The organism is Nitrospira sp. Nam74 (genome assembly GCF_965152615.1).
In genome coordinates, this window is sequence record NZ_OZ224220.1 from 288,565 (window position 1) to 313,745 (window position 25,181).

Annotated in this window: 21 protein-coding genes; 14 read left to right on the top strand and 7 right to left on the bottom strand. The window is 56.2% G+C overall.

The features are described from left to right. Positions 1-23: 23 nt before the first annotated feature. From ACWHYZ_RS01450 to ACWHYZ_RS01480, 7 genes are all read left to right on the top strand, one after another. Positions 24-641 (top strand): L,D-transpeptidase, encoded by a 618-nt coding sequence (locus tag ACWHYZ_RS01450; RefSeq protein WP_447985526.1) that lies wholly within the window; start codon positions 24-26, stop codon positions 639-641. Between the two features lie 61 nt (positions 642-702). Further along, positions 703-1,344, top strand: a complete 642-nt coding sequence (locus ACWHYZ_RS01455) for a hypothetical protein (protein ID WP_447985527.1) — start codon at positions 703-705, stop codon at positions 1,342-1,344. 89 nt (positions 1,345-1,433) lie between these two features. After that, positions 1,434-3,119 (top strand): glucose-6-phosphate isomerase, encoded by a 1,686-nt coding sequence (locus ACWHYZ_RS01460; protein ID WP_447985528.1) that lies wholly within the window; start codon positions 1,434-1,436, stop codon positions 3,117-3,119. Further along, positions 3,103-3,882, top strand: a complete 780-nt coding sequence (pgl, locus tag ACWHYZ_RS01465; RefSeq protein ID WP_447985529.1) for a 6-phosphogluconolactonase — start codon at positions 3,103-3,105, stop codon at positions 3,880-3,882. The genes ACWHYZ_RS01460 and pgl overlap by 17 nt, the downstream gene beginning before the upstream one ends. Further along, the gene (glk, locus tag ACWHYZ_RS01470; protein WP_447985530.1) at positions 3,879-4,925 is read left to right on the top strand and encodes a glucokinase; all 1,047 of its coding nucleotides are present in this window, start codon (positions 3,879-3,881) and stop codon (positions 4,923-4,925) included. The genes pgl and glk overlap by 4 nt, the downstream gene beginning before the upstream one ends. A gap of 150 nt (positions 4,926-5,075) precedes the next feature. Further along, a complete protein-coding gene (rpiA, locus tag ACWHYZ_RS01475; protein ID WP_447985531.1) occupies positions 5,076-5,762 on the top strand; it encodes a ribose-5-phosphate isomerase RpiA in 687 nt (228 codons plus the stop codon). A 34-nt stretch (positions 5,763-5,796) separates the two neighbouring features. Further along, positions 5,797-8,529 (top strand): M1 family metallopeptidase, encoded by a 2,733-nt coding sequence (locus ACWHYZ_RS01480; RefSeq protein ID WP_447985532.1) that lies wholly within the window; start codon positions 5,797-5,799, stop codon positions 8,527-8,529. Between the two features lie 61 nt (positions 8,530-8,590). Here ACWHYZ_RS01480 and ACWHYZ_RS01485 read toward each other — a convergent pair whose 3' ends face one another. From ACWHYZ_RS01485 to ACWHYZ_RS01500, 4 genes are all read right to left on the bottom strand, one after another. Further along, positions 8,591-9,898, bottom strand: coding sequence for an MFS transporter (locus tag ACWHYZ_RS01485; RefSeq protein ID WP_447985533.1), 1,308 nt, complete (start codon positions 9,896-9,898; stop codon positions 8,591-8,593). Between the two features lie 6 nt (positions 9,899-9,904). Beyond that, positions 9,905-11,242 carry an MFS transporter gene (locus ACWHYZ_RS01490; RefSeq protein WP_447985534.1) on the bottom strand — a complete coding sequence of 446 codons (1,338 nt, stop codon included), beginning with the start codon at positions 11,240-11,242 and terminating at the stop codon, positions 9,905-9,907. Positions 11,243-11,548: 306 nt separating this feature from the next. Continuing rightward, positions 11,549-14,233, bottom strand: a complete 2,685-nt coding sequence (locus ACWHYZ_RS01495) for an ABC transporter permease (protein ID WP_447985535.1) — start codon at positions 14,231-14,233, stop codon at positions 11,549-11,551. Beyond that, positions 14,233-14,922 (bottom strand): ABC transporter ATP-binding protein, encoded by a 690-nt coding sequence (locus tag ACWHYZ_RS01500; protein WP_447985536.1) that lies wholly within the window; start codon positions 14,920-14,922, stop codon positions 14,233-14,235. The genes ACWHYZ_RS01495 and ACWHYZ_RS01500 overlap by 1 nt, the downstream gene beginning before the upstream one ends. 129 nt (positions 14,923-15,051) lie before the next feature. On the opposite strand from ACWHYZ_RS01500, the gene ACWHYZ_RS01505 reads away from it, so the two are divergent. After that, positions 15,052-15,816 (top strand): arylesterase, encoded by a 765-nt coding sequence (locus ACWHYZ_RS01505; protein WP_447985537.1) that lies wholly within the window; start codon positions 15,052-15,054, stop codon positions 15,814-15,816. Between the two features lie 30 nt (positions 15,817-15,846). Here ACWHYZ_RS01505 and ACWHYZ_RS01510 read toward each other — a convergent pair whose 3' ends face one another. Continuing rightward, positions 15,847-16,035 carry a hypothetical protein gene (locus ACWHYZ_RS01510; RefSeq protein WP_447985538.1) on the bottom strand — a complete coding sequence of 63 codons (189 nt, stop codon included), beginning with the start codon at positions 16,033-16,035 and terminating at the stop codon, positions 15,847-15,849. A 180-nt stretch (positions 16,036-16,215) separates the two neighbouring features. On the opposite strand from ACWHYZ_RS01510, the gene ACWHYZ_RS01515 reads away from it, so the two are divergent. Continuing rightward, positions 16,216-16,869 carry a DedA family protein gene (locus tag ACWHYZ_RS01515; RefSeq protein WP_447985539.1) on the top strand — a complete coding sequence of 218 codons (654 nt, stop codon included), beginning with the start codon at positions 16,216-16,218 and terminating at the stop codon, positions 16,867-16,869. Here the strand turns inward: ACWHYZ_RS01515 and ACWHYZ_RS01520 are convergent. Both ACWHYZ_RS01520 and ACWHYZ_RS01525 read right to left on the bottom strand, forming a co-directional pair. Next, positions 16,866-17,681, bottom strand: a complete 816-nt coding sequence (locus ACWHYZ_RS01520; RefSeq protein ID WP_447985540.1) for an SWIM zinc finger family protein — start codon at positions 17,679-17,681, stop codon at positions 16,866-16,868. The two genes, ACWHYZ_RS01515 and ACWHYZ_RS01520, sit on opposite strands and share 4 nt — an antisense overlap. 208 nt (positions 17,682-17,889) lie before the next feature. Beyond that, complete coding sequence (locus ACWHYZ_RS01525; protein WP_447985541.1) at positions 17,890-18,864, bottom strand: ChaN family lipoprotein; 975 nt, start codon at positions 18,862-18,864, stop codon at positions 17,890-17,892. A gap of 119 nt (positions 18,865-18,983) precedes the next feature. Between ACWHYZ_RS01525 and ACWHYZ_RS01530 the strand changes: the two genes are divergently transcribed. The 5 genes from ACWHYZ_RS01530 (at position 18,984) to ACWHYZ_RS01550 (ending at position 25,014) form a co-directional block, all read left to right on the top strand. Beyond that, positions 18,984-20,315 carry a hypothetical protein gene (locus ACWHYZ_RS01530; RefSeq protein ID WP_447985542.1) on the top strand — a complete coding sequence of 444 codons (1,332 nt, stop codon included), beginning with the start codon at positions 18,984-18,986 and terminating at the stop codon, positions 20,313-20,315. Positions 20,316-20,393: 78 nt separating this feature from the next. Further along, positions 20,394-21,329, top strand: coding sequence for an AAA family ATPase (locus ACWHYZ_RS01535; protein WP_447985543.1), 936 nt, complete (start codon positions 20,394-20,396; stop codon positions 21,327-21,329). A gap of 73 nt (positions 21,330-21,402) precedes the next feature. After that, complete coding sequence (locus tag ACWHYZ_RS01540) at positions 21,403-22,518, top strand: DUF58 domain-containing protein (RefSeq protein WP_447985544.1); 1,116 nt, start codon at positions 21,403-21,405, stop codon at positions 22,516-22,518. Between the two features lie 4 nt (positions 22,519-22,522). Continuing rightward, positions 22,523-24,661: a transglutaminase TgpA family protein gene (locus tag ACWHYZ_RS01545; protein WP_447985545.1), complete on the top strand. Its 2,139-nt coding sequence runs from the start codon at positions 22,523-22,525 to the stop codon at positions 24,659-24,661. A gap of 143 nt (positions 24,662-24,804) precedes the next feature. Beyond that, positions 24,805-25,014 carry a hypothetical protein gene (locus ACWHYZ_RS01550; protein WP_447985546.1) on the top strand — a complete coding sequence of 70 codons (210 nt, stop codon included), beginning with the start codon at positions 24,805-24,807 and terminating at the stop codon, positions 25,012-25,014. Positions 25,015-25,181 lie beyond the last annotated feature (167 nt).

Here is a 25,181-nt window from a genome sequence, read left to right on the forward strand (position 1 = left end):
TCCCGCGAAGGATGAGATTTCAGATGGCCGGTCTGGGGCTCATCCTTTTAGCAATAGTTCCACTTCTTGCGGGGACACCGGCCGGTGACACTGACGTCGTTGGCGATTCTCATGGCGGTTTATCTTCCCCGACACGCGTCCAACCCCTTCTCGCTCGCCATGCGGCGCTCAAGCAGAAATTAAACCAGCTGGCACCAACCGGGCACTATATCGTTGTGGATACGGCGCACAATCAATTGTATGTGAAACGAGGCAAGGACACGGTGCTGACCGCTGTCGCTTCCACCGGAAGTGGAACGATTTTAGATAAACCCGGTCAGCCGGGGTCACAGTGGGTCTTTGATACGCCCCGAGGGGGATTCACGATTCAGTCACGATTGACGAATCCCGTGTGGGTGAAGCCGGACTGGGCGTTTTTAGAAGAGGGTATGAGCATCCCGTCCAATCCAGCAGAGCGCCTTGAACCGGGCATTTTAGGTGACTATGCCTTGGGGTTTGGCAAGGGCTATTTTATCCATGGAACGCTCTATCCGCGCTTGCTAGGGAAAAATGTGACACATGGATGTATACGCTTGAGTGACGACGATCTGAAGACGGTCTATAAACTGACCAAGGTCGGGACGCCGCTCATGATTTTTTAACGCCCCGCCGGTCCACCGTTCTGATTCATTCTGGTATACTCGCCCACTTCATGGACACCCCATGGCGCTCTTCTTCCTTCTCATAGGGCTGTACGGCTCTATATTTCCATCACCGTTCATGGCGCGTGAAACTTTGCGCGAACCAATGGGTGGCGCGCCGGCGATCATCGAGGCGAACCGGCTGATGGAGGAAGAACTCAAACTCGCCGCTCGCCCACAAATCTATATGGTACTGGATTTGGCCGCGCAGGTTATTCTGATTAAAAGTCGCGGCATCGAGCTGCACCGACTGCCCATTGCAGCGTGGCGTCAAGTAGGAGAGGGATCCCTGACCGGTGTCTTTCGGCTGCGTGCACGGCCATCGGTGAGCCGACCCAAGGCCGCGCCGGCAGATAGTACTGATACAGGCGTCACGGCGATTGAACTTCAGCATATGCCGGATCGGTATGATGTCGTCTTCGATCCAGGCCTCATCCTCAGTGTCGGTCAGTCTGCGCGTGAACGACCATGGACCTGGGTGAGAGGCTTGGTGGAGGAATGGTGGATCCGATTCTCGGGCCTGCTTGGGATGGCGGTTGTGGCCGATGGCGCCACCGCCGCCCGAATTCATCTTACGTTGGCACAGGAGGTCGCTCAATCCCTCGCGTGGACCATGACGGATGGTATGCCGTTGATCATTGGGCGCACCGACCTGCCCTCATAACTAAAAACCGGTTTGCGTTTCGTCATCGCCGGGCCTAAGATGCAGGGGACGATTCCCTCATCCTCATATCCACGCCAGGCAGGTCGACTGTGAGTCGTAGTCACAATTTGGGTCCATTCCAGGCTCTCGTGGATGCGGCATTAGCGGAGATGGCGCAACGTCGGCTGCTTGAACGAATTTGGAAAAAAGACTATCGCCTCTGGAAGCCCACGCGGAAGGAAATCAGCAATCGCCTTGGCTGGCTTACCGTCGCAGAACAGATGCAGGAGCGTGCGGGCGTGCTGAAACACTTTGCCCAGTCGGTTCGCGATGAGGGATTCCGCTATGTCGTCGTGTTAGGGATGGGAGGAAGCAGTTTAGGCCCAGAAGTGTTGCGGCAGACCTTTGGTGCATCGCGCGGATTTTTGAAGCCATTTGTGTTGGACTCGACTGTACCTGACGCCGTGCGGGAAGTACACGCAGCGGTCCAACCGGCTCGGACACTGTTTATTATTTCCAGTAAGTCCGGGGGCACGATTGAAGTGATGTCGCTGTTTGCCTACTTTTGGGAGGTTGTGGCTCGCTCCCGAGGCGGTTCCGGCGGCAACCAATTCGTAGCGATCACCGATCCGGATACGAGCCTGGGAACTCTGGCCCATGACCACGGCTTTCGCACCACCTTTCTTAACCCTCCCGATATCGGGGGGCGCTACTCAGTCTTATCCTATTTCGGCCTGGTTCCTGCCGCACTCATGGGCGTCGATGTGGAGATACTCCTGGAGCGGGCCATTGCAATGACACGACTCTGCTGTCCCACGATTCCCCCGCCGCAAAACCCCGGTGCGTTTCTTGGAGCCGCCATGGGGATACTCGGACAGGCACGGCGCGACAAGGTGACGCTCGTCACGTCGCCGAGAATCCAGTCCTTTGGCCTGTGGGCAGAGCAGTTGCTGGCCGAGAGTACCGGGAAGGAAGGTAAGGGATTGATTCCCGTGGCACAGGAACCGATGGTGCCGGCATCGGCCTATGGACAGGATCGGCTTTTCATTGCACTCCGTCTCGACGGTGATGCCAACGAGAAACTCGATCATCATGTGGGGACCCTGAAACGGGCCGGGCAGCCGGTCGTCCAGCTTCGCTTACGAGATCGCTTTGATCTCGGCGCGGAATTTTTCCGATGGGAACTCGCGACGGCAATTGCGGGGCACTATTTACGTATCCATCCCTTTGACCAGCCTAATGTGCAGGAAAGCAAGGACAACACGAGGCGTATACTCGACGAGTTTGAGCGTGAGGGACGTCTCCCAGATATTAAGAGCAACTGTACCTTGGATGAGCTGTACGCACAGCTCAAACCAGGAAATTACTTTGCCGTCTTAGCCTATCTACGCCCTTCGGCGAAGATAGATGCGGCGTTGACGACATTTCGAAGACGCGTGGTTACGCGTTATGGCGTCGCCACGACCTCGGGGTATGGGCCGCGATACCTGCATTCGACCGGACAGCTGCACAAGGGTGGACCAAACGAAGGCGTGTTTCTTGAATTGACGGAGAGACCTTCGAGAGATGTCCGCATTCCCGGTTCAACCTATACATTCGGAATTTTGGCGCAAGCCCAGGCAGTGGGAGACCTCCAGTCGCTACAGGCGCACGGACGTCCTGTCGTTCACGTCGCTCTCAGCAGGCAGCCGGCTCTTGATATAAAAGCGTTACTGACGAACACACAACCAAGCGGCAGTCGAAACTCAAAACGGGCTCAACCGAAGCGGGAACGCGCACATGGCCTCCGTGCATGACAGTCGTACAGTTGACAGTGACGACAAACTGGCCGAGGAAGTGGCAGAGTTGTTCATCCGGTCGGCGCGAGAAGCACAGGACCGCCCCTTTCGGGTGGCGTTATCAGGCGGTTCTACACCGCGAAAGCTATACGGCCGATTATCAAGTCCCGACTCTGCGACTCAAGTAGAGTGGCCGCGTGTGGAATTTTATTTCAGCGACGAACGGTGTGTGGCCCCAGATCATCCTGAAAGTAATTTCAAGCTCGCTCGGGACACGCTGTTTCAGCCTCTTGGAATCAAGCCATCGCAAGTCTTTCGCATTGAAGGTGAGGCCGGACAACCGGATCTGGCCGCCCGTCGTTATGAAGAGACGATTCGTCGCCAATTCGCGATCCACCCTCCGGCGTGGCCCCGCTTTGATTTGATCCTGCTGGGTCTAGGCGAAGACGGTCACACCGCATCCCTGTTTCCGGGCTCGCCGGCCCTACACGAGAAGAGCCGGGCCGTCGTCGCATCGCAGGCGCCGACAGGCGTAACGAATCGGATCACATTTACCGCGCCGCTGATCAATCAGGCACACATGGTTGTCTTCATGGTGACGGGGGGGCAAAAAGCTCCGGCTGTCCATGCCGTGTTGGAAGACGATACTGCGGATGCGAACCGCTATCCGGCCAAATTGATCCAACCGGCCGAGGGCCGACTGATCTGGTACTTCGATCGGGCTGCGGCATCGGCCCTCACTATGGCGACACACGTTAGGAATTCGATGAGGCGTACATGATACTCGCAGGCGATATCGGTGGGACGAAGACACGGCTGGCCCTGTTCGATTGGAAAGACGAGCGGGTGGACCCTTTGACTGAACAGGTCTACATCAGCACGGACTACAAATCCTTTGAAGACATCCTGTCTGAATTTCTCAATCCCCCTCAATCGGAGCCTGTCGAATCGTTAGAAGAGGCGGACTTACCCTTGCCAGAGGCGCAACCGCCCGAACCCGTGAAGATCACGGCTGCCTGTATTGGTGTCGCGGGACCTGTGATTGAAAACTGCTCCCACACTACCAATTTGCCGTGGATCGTGGATGGAGGGGCCTTAGCGAAGCGCTTCGATATTCCTACGGTCCGGCTCTTGAACGATCTCGAAGCAACGGCATATGGTCTTCTTGAACTGAGACCGGCAGAAATCACCGTGCTGAATGCGGGAACAATACCATCGCAGAAACGACCCATTGCCCTCATCGCGGCAGGCACCGGCTTGGGGGAAGCGATCTTGTTTTGGGATGGTACACAGTACCGTCCTATTCCATCGGAGGGTGGCCATACAGATTTCGGTCCGAATAGCGATTTGGAGATCGAGCTCTTGCGGCATCTTCGCAGGAGTTACCTTCATGTCAGTTGGGAGCGAGTGTTATCAGGTCCTGGCCTTCATGCGATCTACGAGTTTCTGCGCGATACGAAACGAAATGAACCGACGTGGATGGCCGAGCGGATTCAGGTGGAAGACCCGGCTGCCGTCATTGCGGAGGTCGGGCTCAAGAAGCAGGCGGATATCGGCGTGCAGGCGCTGGATCTGTTCGCGTCGATCTATGGCGCCGAAGCAGGAAATCTGGCGCTGAAATCTATGTCGCTCAGTGGGGTCTATGTTGGCGGTGGCGTTGCGCCTAAATTACTTCCGAAATTGCAGGATGGGTCGTTTATGCGCGGGTTCACGAATAAAGGCCGGTATAAAAAGCTCATGGCATCGATCCCCGTGCGAGTGATCATGAATGATCGCGCGGCATTGATTGGAGCGGCCGCGGTCGCGGCGAAGTCTGCAAAGTAAGGTTGACGAGGCGCGGCCATCAGACCACTCTTTGTGCTCCCGTAGCCCGCACGATGGGACTCGGGACTGTGCTCGCTGGACGGGCGCAGGGAAGGGAGTCTGACGGCGGCTTGACGGTTTGAAAGAGGAAGAGAAAGATGGTGAATAAGAGTGGAAGATAAAGAAGCGTTGAAGAAGGTCGCGGCGGAAGCGGCTCTGGACTATGTGAAGGACGGCCATGTTGTGGGGCTTGGCACGGGGTCGACCGTCCGACATTTGCTGGCTGCGCTACAACAGCGGGTACAGGCGGGGTTGAGGGTCACAGGCGTCCCAACGTCGGAAGAAACGGCCGAGCTGGCCAGAAAAGCCGGCATCCCCCTGCTCACTGATGATGATCTGTGGCCGATCGATGTGGCGATTGACGGGGCGGACCAGGTCGATCCTCGGCTACATCTGATTAAAGGGGGCGGGGGTGCGCTCTTGCGGGAAAAGATCGTGGCGTCGAACGCGCGACAGCTGGTCATTATGATCGACGAGACAAAGCAGGTTCCTGTACTCGGCGGGACATTCCCACTTCCGATCGAAGTGCTCCCATTCGGTTGGCGAAATACCGCCTGTGCGATCGAGCAGCTTGGCGGTAAGACCATTCGGCGCGAGCGCAATGGGCATGTGTTTCGGACCGTGTCAGGGCACTACATCTTGGATCTGCACATGGCTCGTATCGATGCTCCTGCTGAACTTGAAGCACGGCTTAACCGAATTCCCGGCGTGATTGAATGTGGGCTCTTTGTCGGTCAGACGGACGTTCTCATCGTGGGGACTTCACACGGTGTGGAAGTGCACAAGCCGCTGGGATGATCTGTCAATTCAGTGAAGACGTGAATGAAATCCTGTGACGCGTCGTCAAGCGCTGATTGTCCTTTGCCATAGCCTATCAGCGTCAGCCTTCTACACTTTTCATCGCACGATCAGCATTCAACGAGTGGTCGCGACGGATGCCGAGCCGTATGGCATCCGAATACCTTCTGGGGTGAATATGAATGAGGCACCAGCCAGTGAACGGTCAGTGAATCCATACCGGCTTCCACAACATGTCGTTCCGACCCGTTACGAGCTCAGGCTTGAGCCAGACCTGAACACTTGCACGTTTGCAGGCAAACAAATCGTCGCATTGACGGTGCGCGAATCGACCTCTGAGGTCGTCTTCAATGCGGTTGATTTACACATTCGGGAAGCGAGTATCGAGAACGAGGCGAACGTCAAACACGAAGGCTCGATTGAACTTCAGCCCGCAACGGAACGCTGTCGCATCTATTTTCCCACGACGCTTCAGCCAGGCGCATGGAAGCTATCTCTTTCCTTTACCGGGATTCTTAACGAGAAGCTGCGCGGGTTTTATCGCAGTACATACCACGATGCACATGGAAATCTCAGAACGTTGGCCGCCACGCAATTTGAAGCGACCGACGCGCGGCGTGCATTTCCCTGTTGGGACGAGCCGGCATTTAAAGCCGTCTTTGCCACGACACTGGCGGTGGATCCATCGCTGACCGCCGTATCCAATACGCCCATTGTTTCCGAGCGACGAGAAGACGGCAAAAAAGTCCTTCAATTTGCCGACACGATTCGCATGTCAACGTATTTAGTGGCGTTTGTGGTCGGCGAACTTGAGTCCACGGAGCCCGTGTTTGTCGGGTCCACCCCGCTGCGGGTTTGGTCGGTGCCTGGGAAAAGGCGCCTCACGCAATTTGCTCTTGAGATCGGCGCTTTTTCACTGGATTTCTTTGAGCGGTACTACGGCATCCCTTACCCCGGACACAAATTGGATTTAGTTGCCATCCCGGACTTTGCTTCAGGAGCCATGGAAAATTTTGGCGCCATCACGTTTCGAGAAACGGCCTTGCTCGTGGATCAACACACGGCGACTCATGCCGAACAGGAGCGTATTGCCGATGTGGTGGCACATGAGAATGCGCACATGTGGTTCGGCGATCTCGTCACGATGAGCTGGTGGAACGGCCTGTGGCTGAATGAAGCGTTTGCCACATTCATGGAAATGGCAGCGGTCGATGCATGGAGACCCGCGTGGCAACGCTGGGTCACATTCGGGGCATCGCGAGCCGCGGCGATGAGTGTGGACGGTCTGCATAGTACGCGTCCGATCGAATATCCGGTCATCGCACCGAAAGATGCCGATGCTATGTTCGATGTGCTTACATATGAGAAAGGCGCGTCGGTGCTTCGCATGCTTGAACAGTATATTGGCGCCGATGTGTTCCGCGACGGCGTGCGCGAATACTTGCGCGCGCACGCGTATGACAACGCGGATACCGGTGACCTCTGGACTGCGCTCGGCCATGCGGCCGAGCAACCGGTTCCGGATGTCATGAACGCCTGGATCTTCAAGCCAGGGTATCCGATCCTGGAAGTCATACAGGAGGGCGACCGCCTCACCATCGAGCAACAGCGTTTCACCTATCTGGCGCAGCCACTCACCGGTTCAGCTGTCGAAGCGAACCAACACTGGCAGGTGCCGGTGCAGATGAGGATCATTGCGAACGGGAAGACTGAGTTGCGTCGGCTTCTCCTCGTCGAGAAGCGCACACAGCTCACTTTGCCGCCAGGCTTCGAATCCGTCGTCCTCAATGAAGAGGGACATGGCTTCTATCGAGTGCGATATACGCCTGAACTGTTGAAGCGGCTCATGGTTGGGACGTCGGCCAATCTCACGGCGATTGAGCGCTTCAACCTCGTGAACGATGCCTGGGCGGCGACGGTCGCGGGCATGATGTCGATAACAGACTATCTCGATTTGACCGCTCAATTTAAACATGATCGGGATAAAAATATCTGGGAAATCATCATCGGATCATTGCACACTTTGAACCGCGTTCTCGATGAATCTCGTCGGCCGAAGCTCGAAGCGCTCGTCCGCGATAGAATCGGCCCCGTCTTCACCGACCTCGGCTGGACCCCCAAGGAAGGAGAAAGTGAGCTGACCAAACAGCTACGCGGTGAAATCATTCGAGCCCTGGGAACGCTTGGGAACGATCATGCCATTCAGCAGAGAGCGACAGAGTTATATGGTAACCCCGATTCAGTGGACCCCAATGTCATGCCGGCCATTATTGCAACGCTTGCCCATATTGGCGATGCTGCCCGGTATCAAGAGTATGTTCATCGATACCAGCATGCGACTACTCCACAGGAAGAACGGCGCTATCTTTACTCGCTCGCACTCTTTCGTCCCACGGAGCTGATTCAACAGACGCTCAGGAAGTCAGTCAATGGCGAGATTCGAACACAGGATGCGCCGTTTATTGTGCGCATGGTCATGGCGAGTGTGTATGGGCGTGAGCTGGCCTGGGACTTTGTGAAGAACCAATGGGATACGATGGACCGTCTCTATCCCAAGAATGGGCTGCGTCGGATGTGCGAAGGAATTACCGGCCTCGTCACCCCTGAATTGGAAGGCGATGTGCGAGGATTCTTTCAGGAGCGAAAAATCGATCTCGGCGGGAAAACCTTAGAACAGTATTTGGAGCAACTCCACATCGGAGTCACATTGCGGGAACGAGATGGGAAGGCATTAGCTGCATATCTCAACACATTCAGCACACCGTAATATTTAAGCCGGATCGTCCTGATTGAAGCACCGGTCCACGGCTGTTTATGATAAGCAGACTCTACGTGTGCTCCTTCACGACCCCATCTCTAAAACCTGCGGCCACCGCCGCAAGGATAAAGAGTATTATGCCGATTCCGAGCAGCCCGGTTCGTTCGTTGAACGCTTCGATAATCCAACCAAAGGCGGTCATCCCAATCATCGAAGCCGCCGTCGCGATTGCCGTATAGATTGACATTACCCGTCCCACCATGTGGGCGGGTGAAATTTCCTGAATCAAGCCCCACGCAATCGGTGTCCACATGCCAAGTCCCACGCCGATGATCGAGACCAGCAATGTGGCCGACAACAGCCCGTGCGCCCAGACCAGCGCACAGAGGGCCGCTCCTCCGATAATGCTGGACAGTGCGATAGCCTGAAGCCGCCGGCGCATTTCCCATGTCGTCAGCGGCACGAGGCCGATCGAGACCAGCAGAAGGCCGATACCGAGCCATGACCAGAGGTACCCCACTTCGATGGGACCCAGATCCAATAGCTTTTTCCCAAAGACCGGAAACAAGGTCGTGAACGCGCCCGCGGCGAAGGTATACAGCGATGCCATGAGAATGATAAGCAGAATACTGCGATGTCCGAACGCATACCGCATGCCCTCAATGAGTTCCCGCATGAGTGCCTTCATTGCGTCGTCAGGTCGCGCTGCAGGCGGGGTGGAGATCAGCCGGATCGGCAGCAAGCAGACAGCCGATGCCAGATACGTCACGGCGTTGAGGCATAACACCTCCTGCGAGCCGGACATGGCGATGCCAAGGCCGCTGAGTGCGGGACCCATGATGATCCCGATACTGGTCGTGCTCTGCAGCAAAGCATTCGCCGCGGTGAACTGCGGGCGGGACACCATAAAGGGAACGGACGAGGAGAGCGTAGGAACAAACATCGCCGTGGCGATTCCATAGAGAAAGACCAAGAGATATAGCGACTCTACCGTAAACCGTTCTGCAGAGATCATGCAGGGGATGACGCCGATTAAGATGGCGCGTGCTACGTCGGTTGTGATTAAGATCATTTTTTTCGGAAATCGGTCGACGCACACCCCGATGAGCGGGCTGAACAGAATGGGCGGGACTGTTTGTAAGACGCCGATGATCGTCGTTTTAACGGGGGAGCCCGTGACGGAGTACACAAACCACAATAAAGCCAGCTTGCTCACTCCATCGGCCACTTGTGACAGCAGTTGACTCCACCATACCAGGCGGAAATCGCGCGTCAACAACCATGGGGCGCTACGACTGAGGGTATGCGTCGATGAGGAGGCTTGCGTGAGTTCTTTGGAGTCGATCGGAATCGATGAGCATGGTGGATGCCGCAACATGCGGCATTACGCAACAGCAGCCGGCTGTACCGCAGTGAGACGACTAAACTGCGCAGCGACTACGGCTGTGAGCAAAAGAACCAGACCGAGGCCGACGAGGCTGACTCCTGGCCCCATTGCGTCCGCTGCCCACCCGAATCCTGTCATCCCGGCCATTGCTGAGGCCATGGAACCCGTACTGAATGTGGTGAGCACGCGCCCTAACATATGCTCCGGGGTCATTTCTTGGAGGAGCGCCCAGACGACAGGGTAAAAGAGCGCCGTTGAACCGCCAATGATCATGATGAGCCCGGCAGCAAACAGGGTGGTCTCAAGCATGCTCAAACTTACCACCGCCAGGCCGCCGACGGTCATGGCGCGTGCAATAATACGCAATCGGTTGGGCACGTCCCCTTGGCGAACGGAGGCCAGCCATGTTGACGCGAGCAACATGCCGACCCCGAGAGCCGACCACAGCCAGCCCAATTGAGCGGGGCCGACCTGCAGAGACTCTTTGGCATAGACCGGCAGAAGAAAAACAAAAGCACTGGCGCCGATATTATACAGGGCCGCAATAACGGCGAGGAGAAAAACCGTATGCTGGCGACCAAACACAAAGCTGAAGCCGGCCCGAAGCTCCTGCATCACCGTTCCCGAATGTTCACCGGCTAACCTCGCGATGTTTTGCAGTCCTGCGGGCACTCGAATCGGCATCAAGCATAGCGCCGAAATCAAAAACGTCGCGGCGTTGACGAACAGCACATTCTGGGCACCGATGAGAGCAATGCCGACTCCGCTGATGGCCGGTCCCACCAGTGTTCCGATATTGTTCGTGCCTTGGACCAGCGCATTAGCCGAGACGAGTTCCGATTTCTTGACCAGTAATGGCACGATCGACACCAAGGCTGGCCCGAAGATGGTGGAGACAATGGACGTAAGAAAGATCAAGACGTACAGCCATTGAATCGAGAGTATCCCTAGCGCATACAAGGCCGGGATCGAGAAGGTCAAGACCGTTCTCGTGAGATCCACCCATACCATCACGGCCTTTTTCGGCAAACGATCCAGATAGACTCCAATGACCGGGCCGAAGAGCAAGGGGGGAATCGTTTGCAGAAGCCCAATCATCGTCATCATTAGGGCAGATCCAGTCAGTTCGTAGACGAACCACAGCAGAGCAACCCGATTCAAACCTTCACCGACCTGGGAAGTCACCTGGCCCCACCACAGCCAGCCAAAATTCCAGGTCGTCATCAACCGCCATCCCCTGCCGCCGGCCGTCGGGTCCTCGTCCCCATCCGTCGTTGCGGTACATCCATTCGTCTCAAGCATCGTGTCCCCGCGTGTGTGTGAAATCACGTTCATGTCTATGGCAATTTGGAAGCCAGACTGTCGTCTCACTGGCTTGATGACTCCGACAATGCAAAACCTATTTCAATTCAGTGAGATCAGGCCACATTGCAGTTCTGAGCGGGCCTAGTCTGACAGAATCACTATGGGGCGATTTACGCTGGGGCTCTAGTGGGAAGCTTGTGCCGTTATGCTGGAAGTTACTGATAAAAAGCGTCTTTTATTTTGGGACACATTATCCGCTCGAAAACACTTTGTCCATCAGTGGTCAACGAATGGCGTCCTTTTGCCCCATCACTATGTCAGTCTTACACGGACAAGCTATTCATGGCGCAGAATGGCCAGTGGAGGCTGACCTAGTATGCGAAAGGTACTGAGAAAGCCAACGGCGAGGGTCAGGATCATGGTCATAAAAAGGCCGCCGAGCAGCACCCCCGGTTGAAGCGTCCACGGCAGATCGAAGACAAAATGGAGAACACCCCATGACAGCACGCTGGCAAGCACCGTTCCGATAAGGCCGGCCACCGCTCCCATGAAGGCATATTCTGTGGCAAAGGAACCAGCGATCAGGGTTCGCGTGGCGCCGAGAGCCTGAAAGATCACGGATTCGTACAGGCGACGATATCGCGTGGTTGCGAGTGCCGCTGCCATGACAAGGCTGCCTGCCAGCACGCAGAACACGGCAATGGCCCGGATGGCGATCGAGAGGTGTTCAAGCACCCGCGCAAACGTATCCATGACCTCGCCAATATTAATGGCCGTGACGTTCGGAAACGCTTCGATGACCGCTTGCTGAAGCAGGACTTCTTCCCGCGGCGGCACTCTCACGGTCGCGACAAAGGTAAAAGGGGCGCCTTCCAGGGAGCCCGGGGAGAGGATCATAAAAAAATTCGTTGAAAAATTATTCCATTCTACTTTTCTGATGCTGCTCACCGTTGCCGGAAGGACTGTTCCTTGGATATCGAATTCGATGAGGGATCCGGTATCTACGCCGAGATGCCGAGCCGCATCTTCCTCCACTGAAACCAATGGCCCTCGAGTGTTCACTGGACGTCCCCACCAGTCTCCTTTAACCACCACATTGTCTTTAGGAAGTCGATCGAGAAAGGTCAGCACGTACTCCCGGGTGAAGTACCACGATTTTCCATGCTCGCCGTTTCGCTCGCCTCGCCGTTCCCGCTCGTCGTCTTGATTAATGGGGACTGGCTGTCCATTCACAGCATGGAGTCTCGAGCGAACCAAAGGGGTCAATTCCGGGGTGACGTGCGAAAAGCGCTCGTGAATCAGGCGCTCGAATGCGGCTCTCTGATCCGGTTGCAAATCAATAAAGAAAAAGGTCGGCGCATTGACCGGTCTACTTGCTCCGATTTGTCTGATGAGTGACTGCTCAAGGAGCGAGATGGTAACGATTATCATTACCCCGATGCCGACGGCCATCATAATGCTCGTCGCTTGGCTTCCGGGTCGCACTAGATTTCTCATGGCATGGCGAACCGTCAAAGACGCCGACGATCCGGCGATCCTAAGCCATCGAATTACCATGTTGGCGGCGAGAGTCAGAAGCAGCACAGCCGCCACCAATGCGCCCATGAACATCATTCCGATAGAGATGGATCGAGCCTGCCACACGGCGAGTCCGGACAGTCCGATGGCGACCAGCACGACCGTAACCCAACGCACCGGATCTCGAAGATGTTTCAACCATATGAATCTCCGCTGTGGGGAATCATCGTCCTGCTCCGTACCCATACTCTCGGTTCGAAAGATAAGCGCAGGACGAATCTCTCGAATGCTCAGCAGAGGCCACAGGGTAAAGAGTAGAGTCGTGGCTGCCCCGAGGGCCAGGCCCTTCAGGATAGGCTCGGCAGACAGGGATCTTTGCCTGACCGACAGGTCCAGCAGATCCGTTGGGAGCAGGCCGGCGAACAGTGTTGGGATAACGTGGTGCAGTGAGGCGCCTATGGTGACACCCGCCACGCTACCCATAAGACCGAGACACAGTGCCTGAACGAGGTAGGTTCGAATGACCGTGCCCGAGTCCGCCCCGAGGGTTTTTAAGACCGCAATGGTCTTGAGCTTGTCTTTTACAAACGCATGGACGGTACTCGCTACGCCGATTCCCCCGACGAACAGGGCGGTTAACCCAACCAAACCTAAATAGCGGGTCAGTTGATCGAGAAACCGGCGGAGTTGAGGTTGTGCCTCGCGAAATGTCGAGACATGGGCTGAGTCGCCGATGAGCCGCTGGCGCAATCCGGCGAGCAAGGGTTCGGGTTGAACTTCAGACGGCACGCGGAGAAGATAACGTTCTCGTACACGACTGCCTGGTTTCACGAGGTCAGCTGCTTTCAGAGCCTCTTGGGATATCATCACGCGAGGCCCGAGGCTAAAGGCACTGGCGACTCTATCCGGTTCATGCTTCAGCGTGCCCGTGATCGTCAACACCGCCCGGCCGATTTTGAGCTCATCGCCAACCTGCAATCCCATCTTGATCAGGAGAGACTCTTGTACGATGGCCCCATAACAACCGGTCTTCTCCGCCCTTCCGTCCGCCGCGCAGCTCCCACTTTGTTGTGCGGTCAGTTCCGACACGGGGCGAGGGGGCTCGGTTTTCAGCGTGCCGTAGAAAGGGTAGGATCGTTCGACTGCCTTCAATTCGATGAGTTGCGTGGGGACGGCATACGACGGAGGCGTAGGAGATGCCTGACGTTGAGGCCGGGACGCCATGGCAACCAGTTCGCTGACATGGAGAACATCAATTGCTTGATGCTGAAGGGACCGCAAGATGTCGTATCCATCGGTGCTGATGGGTCGGGTGAGACGGACCTCCAGATCGCCGCCCATCAAGCCTCGCGCCTCTCGCGCAACGGTGCCTTCGACATTGGCGGCGAACAGTCCAATCCCGACTAGTGTGCCGACTCCCAGTGCAATGCAGAAAAAGAAATAGAGAAAATGTCGCCATGCCGCGCGGGTCTCCCGCCATGCCATCCTGATGACGAAGGGCATTACGGTTCCTTTGACACAGCCGCCGGTTGATCCGACACCACACGGCCATCTCGCAGCGTGATGATCCGTTGCGTAAAGGACGCCAATTCCGAATCGTGTGTCACCAGGACCAGCGTGCTGCCATAATCACGATGTAAGGCAAGGAGGAGATCGATGATCTGCCGTCCTATCGTCGAGTCGAGGTTGCCCGTGGGCTCATCGGCGAGAAGGATAGGAGGTCGACATGCAAACGCGCGGGCCACCGCCACGCGCTGTTGTTCGCCTCCAGAAAGCTGCACCGGATAGTGGGACTGCCGATCCTTGAGGCCGACGGCCGTTAGTAAGTCAATCGCGCGTGATCTGGCGTGTCGCTCGCCGGTCAACTCCAATGGGACTGCCACATTCTCCCATGCGGTCAGGGTTGGAATGAGATGGAACGATTGGAAAATGTACCCGATCTTCTGACGGCGATAGCGAGCCATCTCGCTCTCGCGCAAGGTAGTAATCTCTACACCGTCGAGCCGAATCGAGCCGGCCGTCGGCTTGTCGAGCCCGGCGATCAACCCTAGTAGGGTAGATTTGCCGCTGCCCGACGGCCCGACAATTGCCACCATTTGCTTTTCAGGAATGGCAAGTGAGATATCGTCCAAAATAGTCAAGGCATGCCCGCCTCCACTGAGACGCATCGTCACATGTGAGACGTCGATCATGTTTCTCGGTGATCCTTCTCCGTGTGGGTGAACGGTATATTATACTGTACGATCGCTGTTCGAGTTACCCTATGGGTCTTGTCACAGATCATGACTAGGTTGCACTGGCTGCACAGCTGGAGCATGTGGGTGCTGCTCGCTCTTCTCGTGCCGAATCTCTGGGGATGCGAGCAAGCTCCTTCGGGTCCATCGCCCTCGTCCCAAAATCCGCCGCCGCTTCGGCAGCCGCCGCACGACGGAGTTGGACAACGATTGGGAAATGATGTGACCATGCAGCCGGGTCTTGCGCACGAGCCGGCACGAGAAGAACGGCCCAAAATCGTCGCGTTCGGTAATAGCCTGACAGCAGGTGCCGGTATCCCGGCCGAGGAGTCCTATCCCTCGCAACTACAGCGGCGATTGGATGAAAGCGGCTACCGCTATCGGGTGATTAACGCAGGCGTCAGCGGTGATACGACGGCAGGTGGGCTTCGGCGCGTGGACTGGGTCATGAAGAGCCAGCCAAAGATCGTGGTTCTCGAGCTGGGGGCCAATGACGGACTGCGTGGCGTGTCACTCGATCAGATGTACGATAACCTAGACGCCATTATCAGACGCCTGAAGTCCACCGGTGCCAAGATAATCCTCGCCGGCATGAAGTTGCCGCTCAATTACGGAGAGGAGTATCGGTCTCAATTCGAAGCGGTGTATACGCGACTGGCTCAAGCGCATCATATTGCCCTGATGCCCTTTTTCCTTGAAGGGGTGGGAGCGCAAGCCAGACTCAATCAGGCCGATGGTATTCACCCGACCGGGGATGGCTATCGCGTGATCGTAGACAATCTTTGGCCGGTGCTGACGCCATTCCTGACACGAGCTCCACAGATGACTCTCGATGGGGGGATTGTCAGATAATTGCCGCTTACCACCGCACGTGTGAATCAATCACGACTTCTTGAAGAATGCGTCGTACACGCCATAAACGAGAATAAGCCCGATCAGTGTGTAGTATAGTCCGGTCACGCCACTATAATCAGGCGCGCCGCCCCCTGCAGGTGCATTAGCAAGAGCTAGGGAGCCATTGAGAACAACGGATGTGACGGCTCCTATCATTCCAGCGATGAGTCTGCTCATGGAAGGGACCCTCCTTTATCGGTTATTGGCTTGCCACCCGACTATTCCGAACAAACGAGCCGGATTGTACAGAAAGATAGGAATAAGAGGCAATAGGGGACCTGCAAGGTTCTCCTCATGCCTGGTGTTAGGGGTTGCTTCGGGGGTACAATCGCCCACTCATCTTTCATGGGGGCAGGCATGCAAGAGTGGGTCGCGGTCTGGTTTCAATGGGTCCACGATTGGGGCTATCCCGGCATTATCCTTTTGATGGCGCTCGAAAGCTCGATCTTTCCCATTCCCAGCGAAATTGTCATTCCCCCCGCTGCCTACTGGGCTGCTCAAGGACGTTTCAACATGCTGGGGGTAGTGCTCGCCGGGACGTTAGGGAGTTATTTGGGTGCGGCCGTCACGTATTGGGGCGCTCGGTGGCTGGGTCGCCCGCTTTTGGTCCGCTATGGTCACTATATCTTTTGTCCCGAAAACAAGTTGCTTCGCGCTGAACGATGGCTGGAACGATATGAAGCGGGAGGCGTGTTTTTTGCCAGGCTCGTGCCCGTGGTTCGCCATCTGATCGGGATTCCAGCCGGATTGATTCGAATGCCGTTTGGCGTCTACAGTCTGATGACCCTGGTCGGGGCGGCGCTCTGGTGTGCGGTGCTGGCTTGGTTTGGCGGGGCGATATTGGGGGATCAGCCCGATCTTGTGCAGGATCCGAGGCGCCTTGTCCACGTCATGCAGGCACGTTCCTATCTAATCGGGGGGTTCGCCCTGCTCTTATGCGTGCTGTACGTCGGAGTCATGCGCGTGACGGCCAAGGGCTCTTCGTCCGGGCAAGAGAAGGCAGGACGCTAACTTTTTGGAGAGAGAGACTGAAGGACGGTAGAGGCTTGCTTTAAGGACGCCGACAGTCCCTCCAACTGAGACATGTTGCTCGTGAAATCCCCGGCGATGCGCTTCACCTGATTTTCGACGCCTTCCAAAGTTTTGACCAGCTCGGCTAACTTGGTATAGGTCGCTGCGTGTCCTGCGAGTTCGACCCGAAGAGCGTCGCAGGCCGCTTGAGCAGCTTTCGTATCATCCATCGATGTTTGGAGTTGCTGCGTCAAGCGACTGAGGTGGCCTTCTCGTGCCCGGACATCTTCCTCGAGCGTCGCGTGCTTCTCTTCGCTTTGCCGCCGCCGGTCTTCCAGGCTCTGCACGGCTTTGATCCAATTCACCACCTCTCCCGCGCCTAGTGCGGGCGCCTCAGGCAACGGATGCCCCTGTCCCAGGGCGCGGACACTTGCTTGGAGCCACTCGATGAATATTGTGACCTCACTCAGTTTGATATCGAGCGCGGACGAAGTGACACCCTGTGGTGCCGCCATCGGAGCTGCGGCGGATTTTGACGTGGAACGAGGGGCCGCCTTCACTTGTGCCCACCGATGATATTCCAGCAACACTGCGATGGAATGGCGGCAAAGCGGTTGTTCATTCAGCGGGCAGGTGCATTTCGTGGTGAGTGTCCCGTCTTTGAGTTGGATTGAGAGTTGATAGACACCTGAGTTTCCGATGACCACCGAGGTAATTTGTCGTTCGTCCGCATCCGTGATGCGAACACGGTTTTCCGTGCGGTATTGATTGGCAACATGAAAGGCGGAGCCATCGACTACAGACTTGATCATGGGGGGCTCCAATAGACTCAGACGCTGTGCCGAGCACGCAATTTTCCCCTTCATTTCAATCCATCTCCAGGAGGATGGCGCATGCGCTCTACCTACGTAATATGTGTACCTGTCGCCTATGATCGTGTCAAGTAAAGACCTCTTCGGGACGTCGACATGGTTCGGTCTAGCGACGGGCGGCGCTGAGTGGACGAAGGGCCATTGCTGTCTATCGACAGCGTTTCGCTGGGCCGCTGGCGCTGATCGGGGTTAGCCACACATAATCGGCAATGGCATCGCGGATCAGGTCCTGCACTTCCTCAGGGCGATCAGGTTGCAAGGAGGTCATGTAGACAGTCTTCTGTTGGACTTCGCCCGCACGTTTGCGGACCACCCGCTTGGGAATCGGCAACTGGTATTGAATGTGTCCGCCTCCGGTATAGCTCACAATCGGACCCGGGCTGGAGGGGCTGTGGCCGAGCGACGCGCGCAGGGCTTCACCGATGGTTTTTGCCATGCCTTCATCCCGGAACATCGACGCTTCGTACATCCGCTCGTAGGCCTCCTCCGGAAGACCGCCGTGGCACAGTTGAAGCTGCTTCAGAATCACGCCACGATAGGCCGCGTCTTCGACGATCGGCTCTTCCTTCATTCCCCAAGTGATCATCTCGGGATCGGTAATGGCCTTCTTCCATCCTTGCGTGGCGACCTTGCGAACAAGTGGACGCGGTGGATTCAGGGCAAGGATAGGCATTTGTCGGGTGCGGGCAAAGGCAACGAGGGGCTCGTAATCCTGAAAGGCCCCGCCCCAATTCTGTTCCCAATGTGCGTCCTTGAGAAATTGATCCCGTTCAATTTCCGTATTCATGACATACTGATCCAGTCCGGCTTGCGCGTCCCATCCAAACATTTCCATTGCCAGGACCGGGTGTCGTCCCCTGTCAATCATGGCATGTAAGACTTTTAGCGCAGCTTCAATATGCCATTGATTCCGATGCTCTTCACCGAGATAGATCACATCTTGTAGGGCCAGCACGTTGATCCATTCGTCGAATGGGATGACACGTCGACTGTGAACGTCCAACACTTGCCAGGCTTCAAATACATGGGTCGATGGAGCTGTGTCGGCACTAAGGGAAGACCATGATGGGGAGAGGAGCAAGACTCCTAACAGCAATCCTGTGATTATCCGTAGGTCAAGCATGGTTGAGTGCCTGTATGGTAACACAAGGGCTTCGTCGACTGTACATGGTTTGTTGGTAATGGGCCTTGTGATTGTATTTTGCCTTCCAGTTCAGTCAATCAGTTTGTTATTCTCCGGGCATGGCGATTGATCCCCAGCGATGCACACAATTCAAAGCTGAAGTGCATCGGGCCAAAGAGTCCAATCCTAAGGCCTGGGAATTTTCTACGAAGTTGGTCGGGCGCTCATCGCTTGCTCAAACGCTCCATCTTCTGGCGCGAGCTATTGAGGCGTCCGATCAACCCGCCGATGTCAAAGCTCTCTTGATGCAGGGCCTCTCCGGTCGATCGGCCGGCGGCGTCCATGACGTTCAGGGAGAGCCGCTCAAACAGTTGACCGGTCTGCCGACGACCAAAGCCGTGCGAGCGCTCTGTATTTTATTCGGGCTTGTCGGATCGGCAAGGAGCGCGGCAGGGTGCTCCTCATGGAGTCCTTCGGATATAGAAAAGTTTGTCCGCGCGCATCGCAATCCCTACGATCTGTTGATGGACGTCGATGTGCCCTCACTGCTGGATCTCGGAGCTGGAGATCTATCGTTCGCCATAGAATTGGCCGACCAATATCTCCCGCGCTTCCGGGAACGGCAACGCAGGCTTGTGCTGCATGGCATCGATCGATTGAAGCCCGGCTCCCGGCTTGGTGGTCGCTTGCACGCTCACCCGGATGCGATCGAAAAACTCAACGGATCTCGCGACGAAGAGTGTTCGGCTCTTGAGTTTGCATTCTGGGGCAATCAAGACATGTTTGCTCTGGAGCAGAACAAGGCCGTGTGGCCCTGCTATACGATGGTCACCTGCCACGGGCCCGCCACACCGACCTTTGCGTATGAACCCACACGACTCTCGGCTTCGCTCATTGAAGCCGACCTCATACGGACAAAAGGGGCGTTTCGTCGTGTTCGCATGGAAGGCGAAGAGGCATTGGAGGTCGACCATGCCGGACGCGCATTGCTCTTCCCTTCCTGGAAATTTCACATTAAAGGTCCCTTGGCCTTGTTGAACCTTATTGCGCGGCGAGGCAAGTGCTGTCTGCTGACATCCATCGACACGCAGGTCTTCTGGGAAATTCTCTCGCAGCTCTTCGAAGATCCGAACGTGCGACCGGCGGACGTGATCTTCACGCCTGAGACACTCCCTGAGATCTTTGGCTCGCGCTATGCCGAGTTGTCCGGCATGCCGGTCGGTGCCTCAGTGGCCTTGTCAACCCTAGGAGCTCTGCGCTCCACATTCCCTACCGAGTGGTCGGACAAGAGTGGACGCACCGGATCGTACCGATTTCGCTATGTCGAGATCCGACGGGGCGCCGTTTTTGATGGAATTCCTGCGAGTCAAACCGCACGTCTGTTCAAAACCATGACTGAGGAAGCTCCGCCCTGGTTCCTCATTCTGGTTCCCGAGCCAGTTCAGCCGTAAATTGACGCTCTAGCAGTCGTTTGCTAGACTTTCGGCACACGCCTCATACATTCACTTCCAACGCCGTAACGAACGGACATGACTCATAAAATACGACTGCTCAAGACGAACGTCGAGCGCGTCGTCAAAGGGAAGCCGCAGGCCATTGAGTGGGCCATCGTGTGCTTGCTTGCACGCGGACATCTTTTGATCGAGGATGTCCCCGGCGTTGGTAAGACAACGCTCGCTCATGCATTGGCGCGCTCACTGGACTGTTCGTTTAAGCGCATCCAATTCACGAGCGATCTGTTGCCGTCCGATATCCTCGGCGTGTCGGTTTTCAATCGACAGAAGCAGGCCTTTGAATTCCTGCAGGGCCCGATTTTTGCGAACATTGTACTCGCCGACGAAATCAATCGGACGACTCCCAAAACACAAAGCAGTTTGCTCGAAGCGATGAATGAGGCGCAGGTCTCGATGGATAACGAGACCCGAGCCCTTCCGCAGCCGTTCATGGTGATCGCCACGCAGAACCCCTCGGAACATCATGGGACCTTTCCATTACCGGAATCGCAGCTCGATCGCTTCCTGATGAAGATTCGGATTGGCTATCCAGATCTTGCCGCTGAGAAAGAAGTGCTTGATCGTCCAGCCACTCTTCATCCGGCCCAAGAATTGGAACCGGTCCTCACCGCCCATGATGTGCTTGAATTGCAACAGCATGTAGAAAAGGTCCGGCTGGACGACAGCTTGCTGGAATACTTATTGGCCATTGTGGCGATGACGCGACGAAATCAGTTTCTGTCGCTTGGCGTGAGCACCCGCGGCGCCGGTGCGCTGTGTAGAGCGGCAAAAGCCCTGGCGCTTTCTCGAGAGCGCGACTATTGCCTTCCGGACGATATTAAGGAGTTGGTTCCAATCGTCCTCCCACACCGTGTGATGCTCAACGTGACGCGCGGGGCTCGAGGATACGGCTCTGTAGAAGCCGAAGAGGTGATTCGCGATATTGTCGAATCGGTTCCCGTCCCACTGTAAGCAACAATCGGCGCATGAGGTTTCACTTTCCCGTGAAGCCCCGGCATCCGGTTCAAGCTAACGACAGACTACGATGGCGCTGTCTTTTCTTCGTGCATTCCTCCGCTGGGCTTCCCGGAATCGTTCCATCCGCCTCACCTCGGAAGGCGTCCGCTTTATCTTGCTCACCGTGGGCATCGGCGTCGCATCTATCAATACGGGCAACAATCTTCTGTATCTTCTCTTCGCGATGATGCTGAGCCTGATCGTCATATCCGGTATCCTGTCCGAACGGTGTTTCAAGCAGGTTGACGTGAGACGGCGCCTGCCGCCTGCGCTGTTCGCCAATCAGCCCGCAACGGCGGCCTTTATGATCGGGAACCGGTCATCTCGCTTGCCGGTGTTCTCATTGCGCATTATGGATATGATCGACGAGACGCCGGTGGATCGAGGCGTACAGGTGCTCCAGTTGCCCCCGGGTGCTAGGACGATCGTATCCTATCCCTTACTCGTGAAGCGGCGCGGGACCTATGTATTGGCGGGCATCAAGCTCTTCACGCACTTTCCGTTCGGCTTATTTGTGAAGGCTGCCACATTTCCTGTTCGATCGGAACTCATCGTCTATCCCGAGATCAAGGACCTGTCATCGGTTCTCCTCGATGACTTGTCGATGGTGGGTCATGATCAGACACTGCTCACGCGTGGACACGGGACGACATTGCATAATCTGCGACTGTATCGGCCTGGAGATGACTCGCGGGCGATTCATTGGAAGACGACCGCCCGGAAGTCCCTCCTGATCGTTCGCGAAACGGAGGCGGAAGAGCAGCGCCAGGTCACGATCATGTTGCACACGCAGATGCCGGATCCGTCTGGAGGCGCGGACTTTCATAAGCTGTTTGAAGAAGCCGTGTCGTTGGCGGCATCGTTGGCCGTCCTGTTCACCCAGCGCGCATATGAAGTGCGACTCGTGGTCGGCGAAGAGCAGCTGGCCTATGAGGCCGGTGACGCACATCTGTCTCGCATGCTGTCTCTCTTGGCTGTATGCCGACCGGTTGTGGAGTCCTCGTCATACTCCAGGGAATCGCTGCGCCCCTCCGAGTCTCGCGGCAATGAATTGACCCTTCACGTGCTTCCTTGTCCCGACCCGCGTTTCGCTGCGGCCGCCCGGGGCGGCAGCCGTGTGCTTGTCGCCTCGGAAATCATGTAATCACATGATGCTTCAGCGAGCCTTACGAGTGAGTGCGAAGCTCTTGACACTTGTGGCATTTTCCGCTCTTGTGGGAACGGCGAAGTTATCAATGGCCCTCACCATCGGCGGGTTTGTCGTCTTGGCCATCAGCTTCGCGCAGGAGTTTGAATGGGGCTCCAGATTGACTCTGTTTCACCTTCCACGAACGGTGTGGAATGGAGGCGTCGTTGTAGCCTCTCTCGTCACGGCCATGGATTTTCTGTGGGGTACTCAGAATGCCCTGCAGGCAAGCCTGTATGTCCTCGTATTTCTCATGGCGAACAAGCTCCTGACGCTCGTTCGGCTCAAAGATGTCCCTCAGCTCTTTGTCATCGGATTTCTGGAATTCTTAGCCGCAGCCGTGCTGACCGTCGATCTCTGGTATGCCGTCGCCTTTGTCATTTATTTACTGACGGCAATCTGGGCATTGCTCTTGTACCACCTCAGTTGTGAAGCGGTTCAGAACATGCAGGTCGCTGACGAAGCGCGCCTCGGCTATATGCCCGTTCCGTTGACGGCGCGGTTCTTTTGGACGACGAACGCAATTGCGATCAGCGCGCTCCTGGTAGCCAGCAGTATTTTCTTAGTGATGCCGCGTACTGGATTTGGATTCTTCCAACAAGCCCATGGAACTCCTATCAGGACATCCGGTTTTTCAGAAAAGGTCGATCTGGGCGTGATCGGTGCGGTCAAGCAGGATCCGACGCTTGTGATGCGCGTGCAATTCCCTGATCTTGAGGGTGAGCCGGCGGAGCGCGTGTATCTGAAGGGAGCCTCCTTTGATCACTACACCGGACAATCCTGGACGAACACATCTACAAGGCGACGACTCGTTGCCAAAACTGAGGATGGGCTGTTCGAACTTGGTCCGAGACCGGCTGTCGGTCAAAACACCCCGCGTGTGACCCAAGACATTTTGTTGGAAGCGCTCGATATGTCTGTGTTGTTTGGTCTCCCCTCTGTTCAGGAGATCCGGGGCCCATTCGCGTCGCTTGAAACAGATGGGATGGGCACTCTCTGGCTGCCTCATGCCGTACCTCGTCAGCTTCAGTACACGGTGACTTCGATAGACGCATCTCTAGCGAATGAGGATCGTCGGCGTGAGGTCTCGGCATATCCGGCTGAACTAAGAAGTCGGTTTCTGCAACTCCCTTCGATAGATCCCAGGGTAGCCGAATTGGCGCAAGCCGTCACCCGGGATGCCGGCACTCCATATGGCATGACGATCGCCATTAAGCAGCATCTACTCTCCAGCTATACCTATAGTCTCGACGTCGGATCGATTCTGAGTGCCAGTCCGTTGGAGGAATTTCTGTTCAGCCGTAAAACCGGCTATTGCGAGCACTATGCGACCGCCATGGTCATTCTGTTACGGACAGTCGGTATTCCCGCTCGCCTGGTGACCGGGTTTCTCCCAGGGGAGTGGAACGATTTTGGTCATTATTATGCCGTTCGCCAGCAGGACGCGCATGCCTGGGTCGAGGTCTGGTTCCCTCGATCGGGATGGGTAACGTTCGATCCGACTCCAAGCGTGATGAAGCAGGTCGGCAGCCCACTGCTCAAGCACGTGGGGGAAATGATCGATTCCATTCGGCTGAAATGGGATCGATTCGTGATTCACTATAGCTTCTATGATCAAATCACCGTTGCACAAGGGCTGCGTAATCAGGGCGAGGCCTTACGGTCACAGTTGCCGAATCTGATCACGCTAGCGAAAAGCTGGGTATGGCCGGGACAGGACGCTGGAGCAGTGCCTCCATCGCAAACTCCTTGGCGGGCTGTGGGATCGGTCTTTCTCTGCCTCGGGTGTGTCGTATTCATCGGTATGTACTTGAGAGGGCGACGATCCAAATCAGCCTTCATGAATAGCGACCTGGAATCCGTTCGGCTGTATCAACGAATGCTCGCGGTCTTGGCCGCCCGCGGGGTGAAAAAACCTTCGGCCGCTACACCGTTAGAATTTAGTGCGTGTGTGTGTCGCGAGGACCAGGCCGCCGGCCCATTCGTCGAGGAGCTCACCACACTGTACTATCGGGGTCGTTTCGGCCATGAGTCGCTGTCCCACGACGAGCTTCAGCAAGCCGAGCAACTGTTAACGCAGCTTGCCTCGGTGCCGCGATAAAGGTTTCGAAAGGGGTTGTAGGCCATTCTCAGATGATGGCTACGATGGAACCATTCCCTCTGCCTGATATGTCGCCCTGCCCTCTCTTGACGTCGCCATCGCAGGGATTATGTGTAGCGTGGTGACGTTTGTTTGGGGGAAGTATGGACGTACAAAAACCAGTTAAGGAGTTTTTGCGAGCAGCGGATATTATCCTGGATCGTTTAAGAAGCGGTCATCCCTTCTCCGGACGAGAAGTGATGATGTTGCAGACATACAACACCCGCATCGCGGCGTCCCTTGCGCACCGTGTAGCGGATGAAACGCACCTCACGTCAAACCGCGCCGCAATGCCTGCTCAATCTTCCGAATAAGCCGGGCACAGTCTGGCAAAGGGCGACCCTAATGCTGGTTCCAATTGCAGATGCCCGTTGATCCAGCCATCGCGTCTGATCTATAGGCACCCCTGAAAACCCCAGATAGTAATGGGCAAGAACTGCAACGCTAACGGTACTTGCATTCTTCAATTTAGCTGGACCGG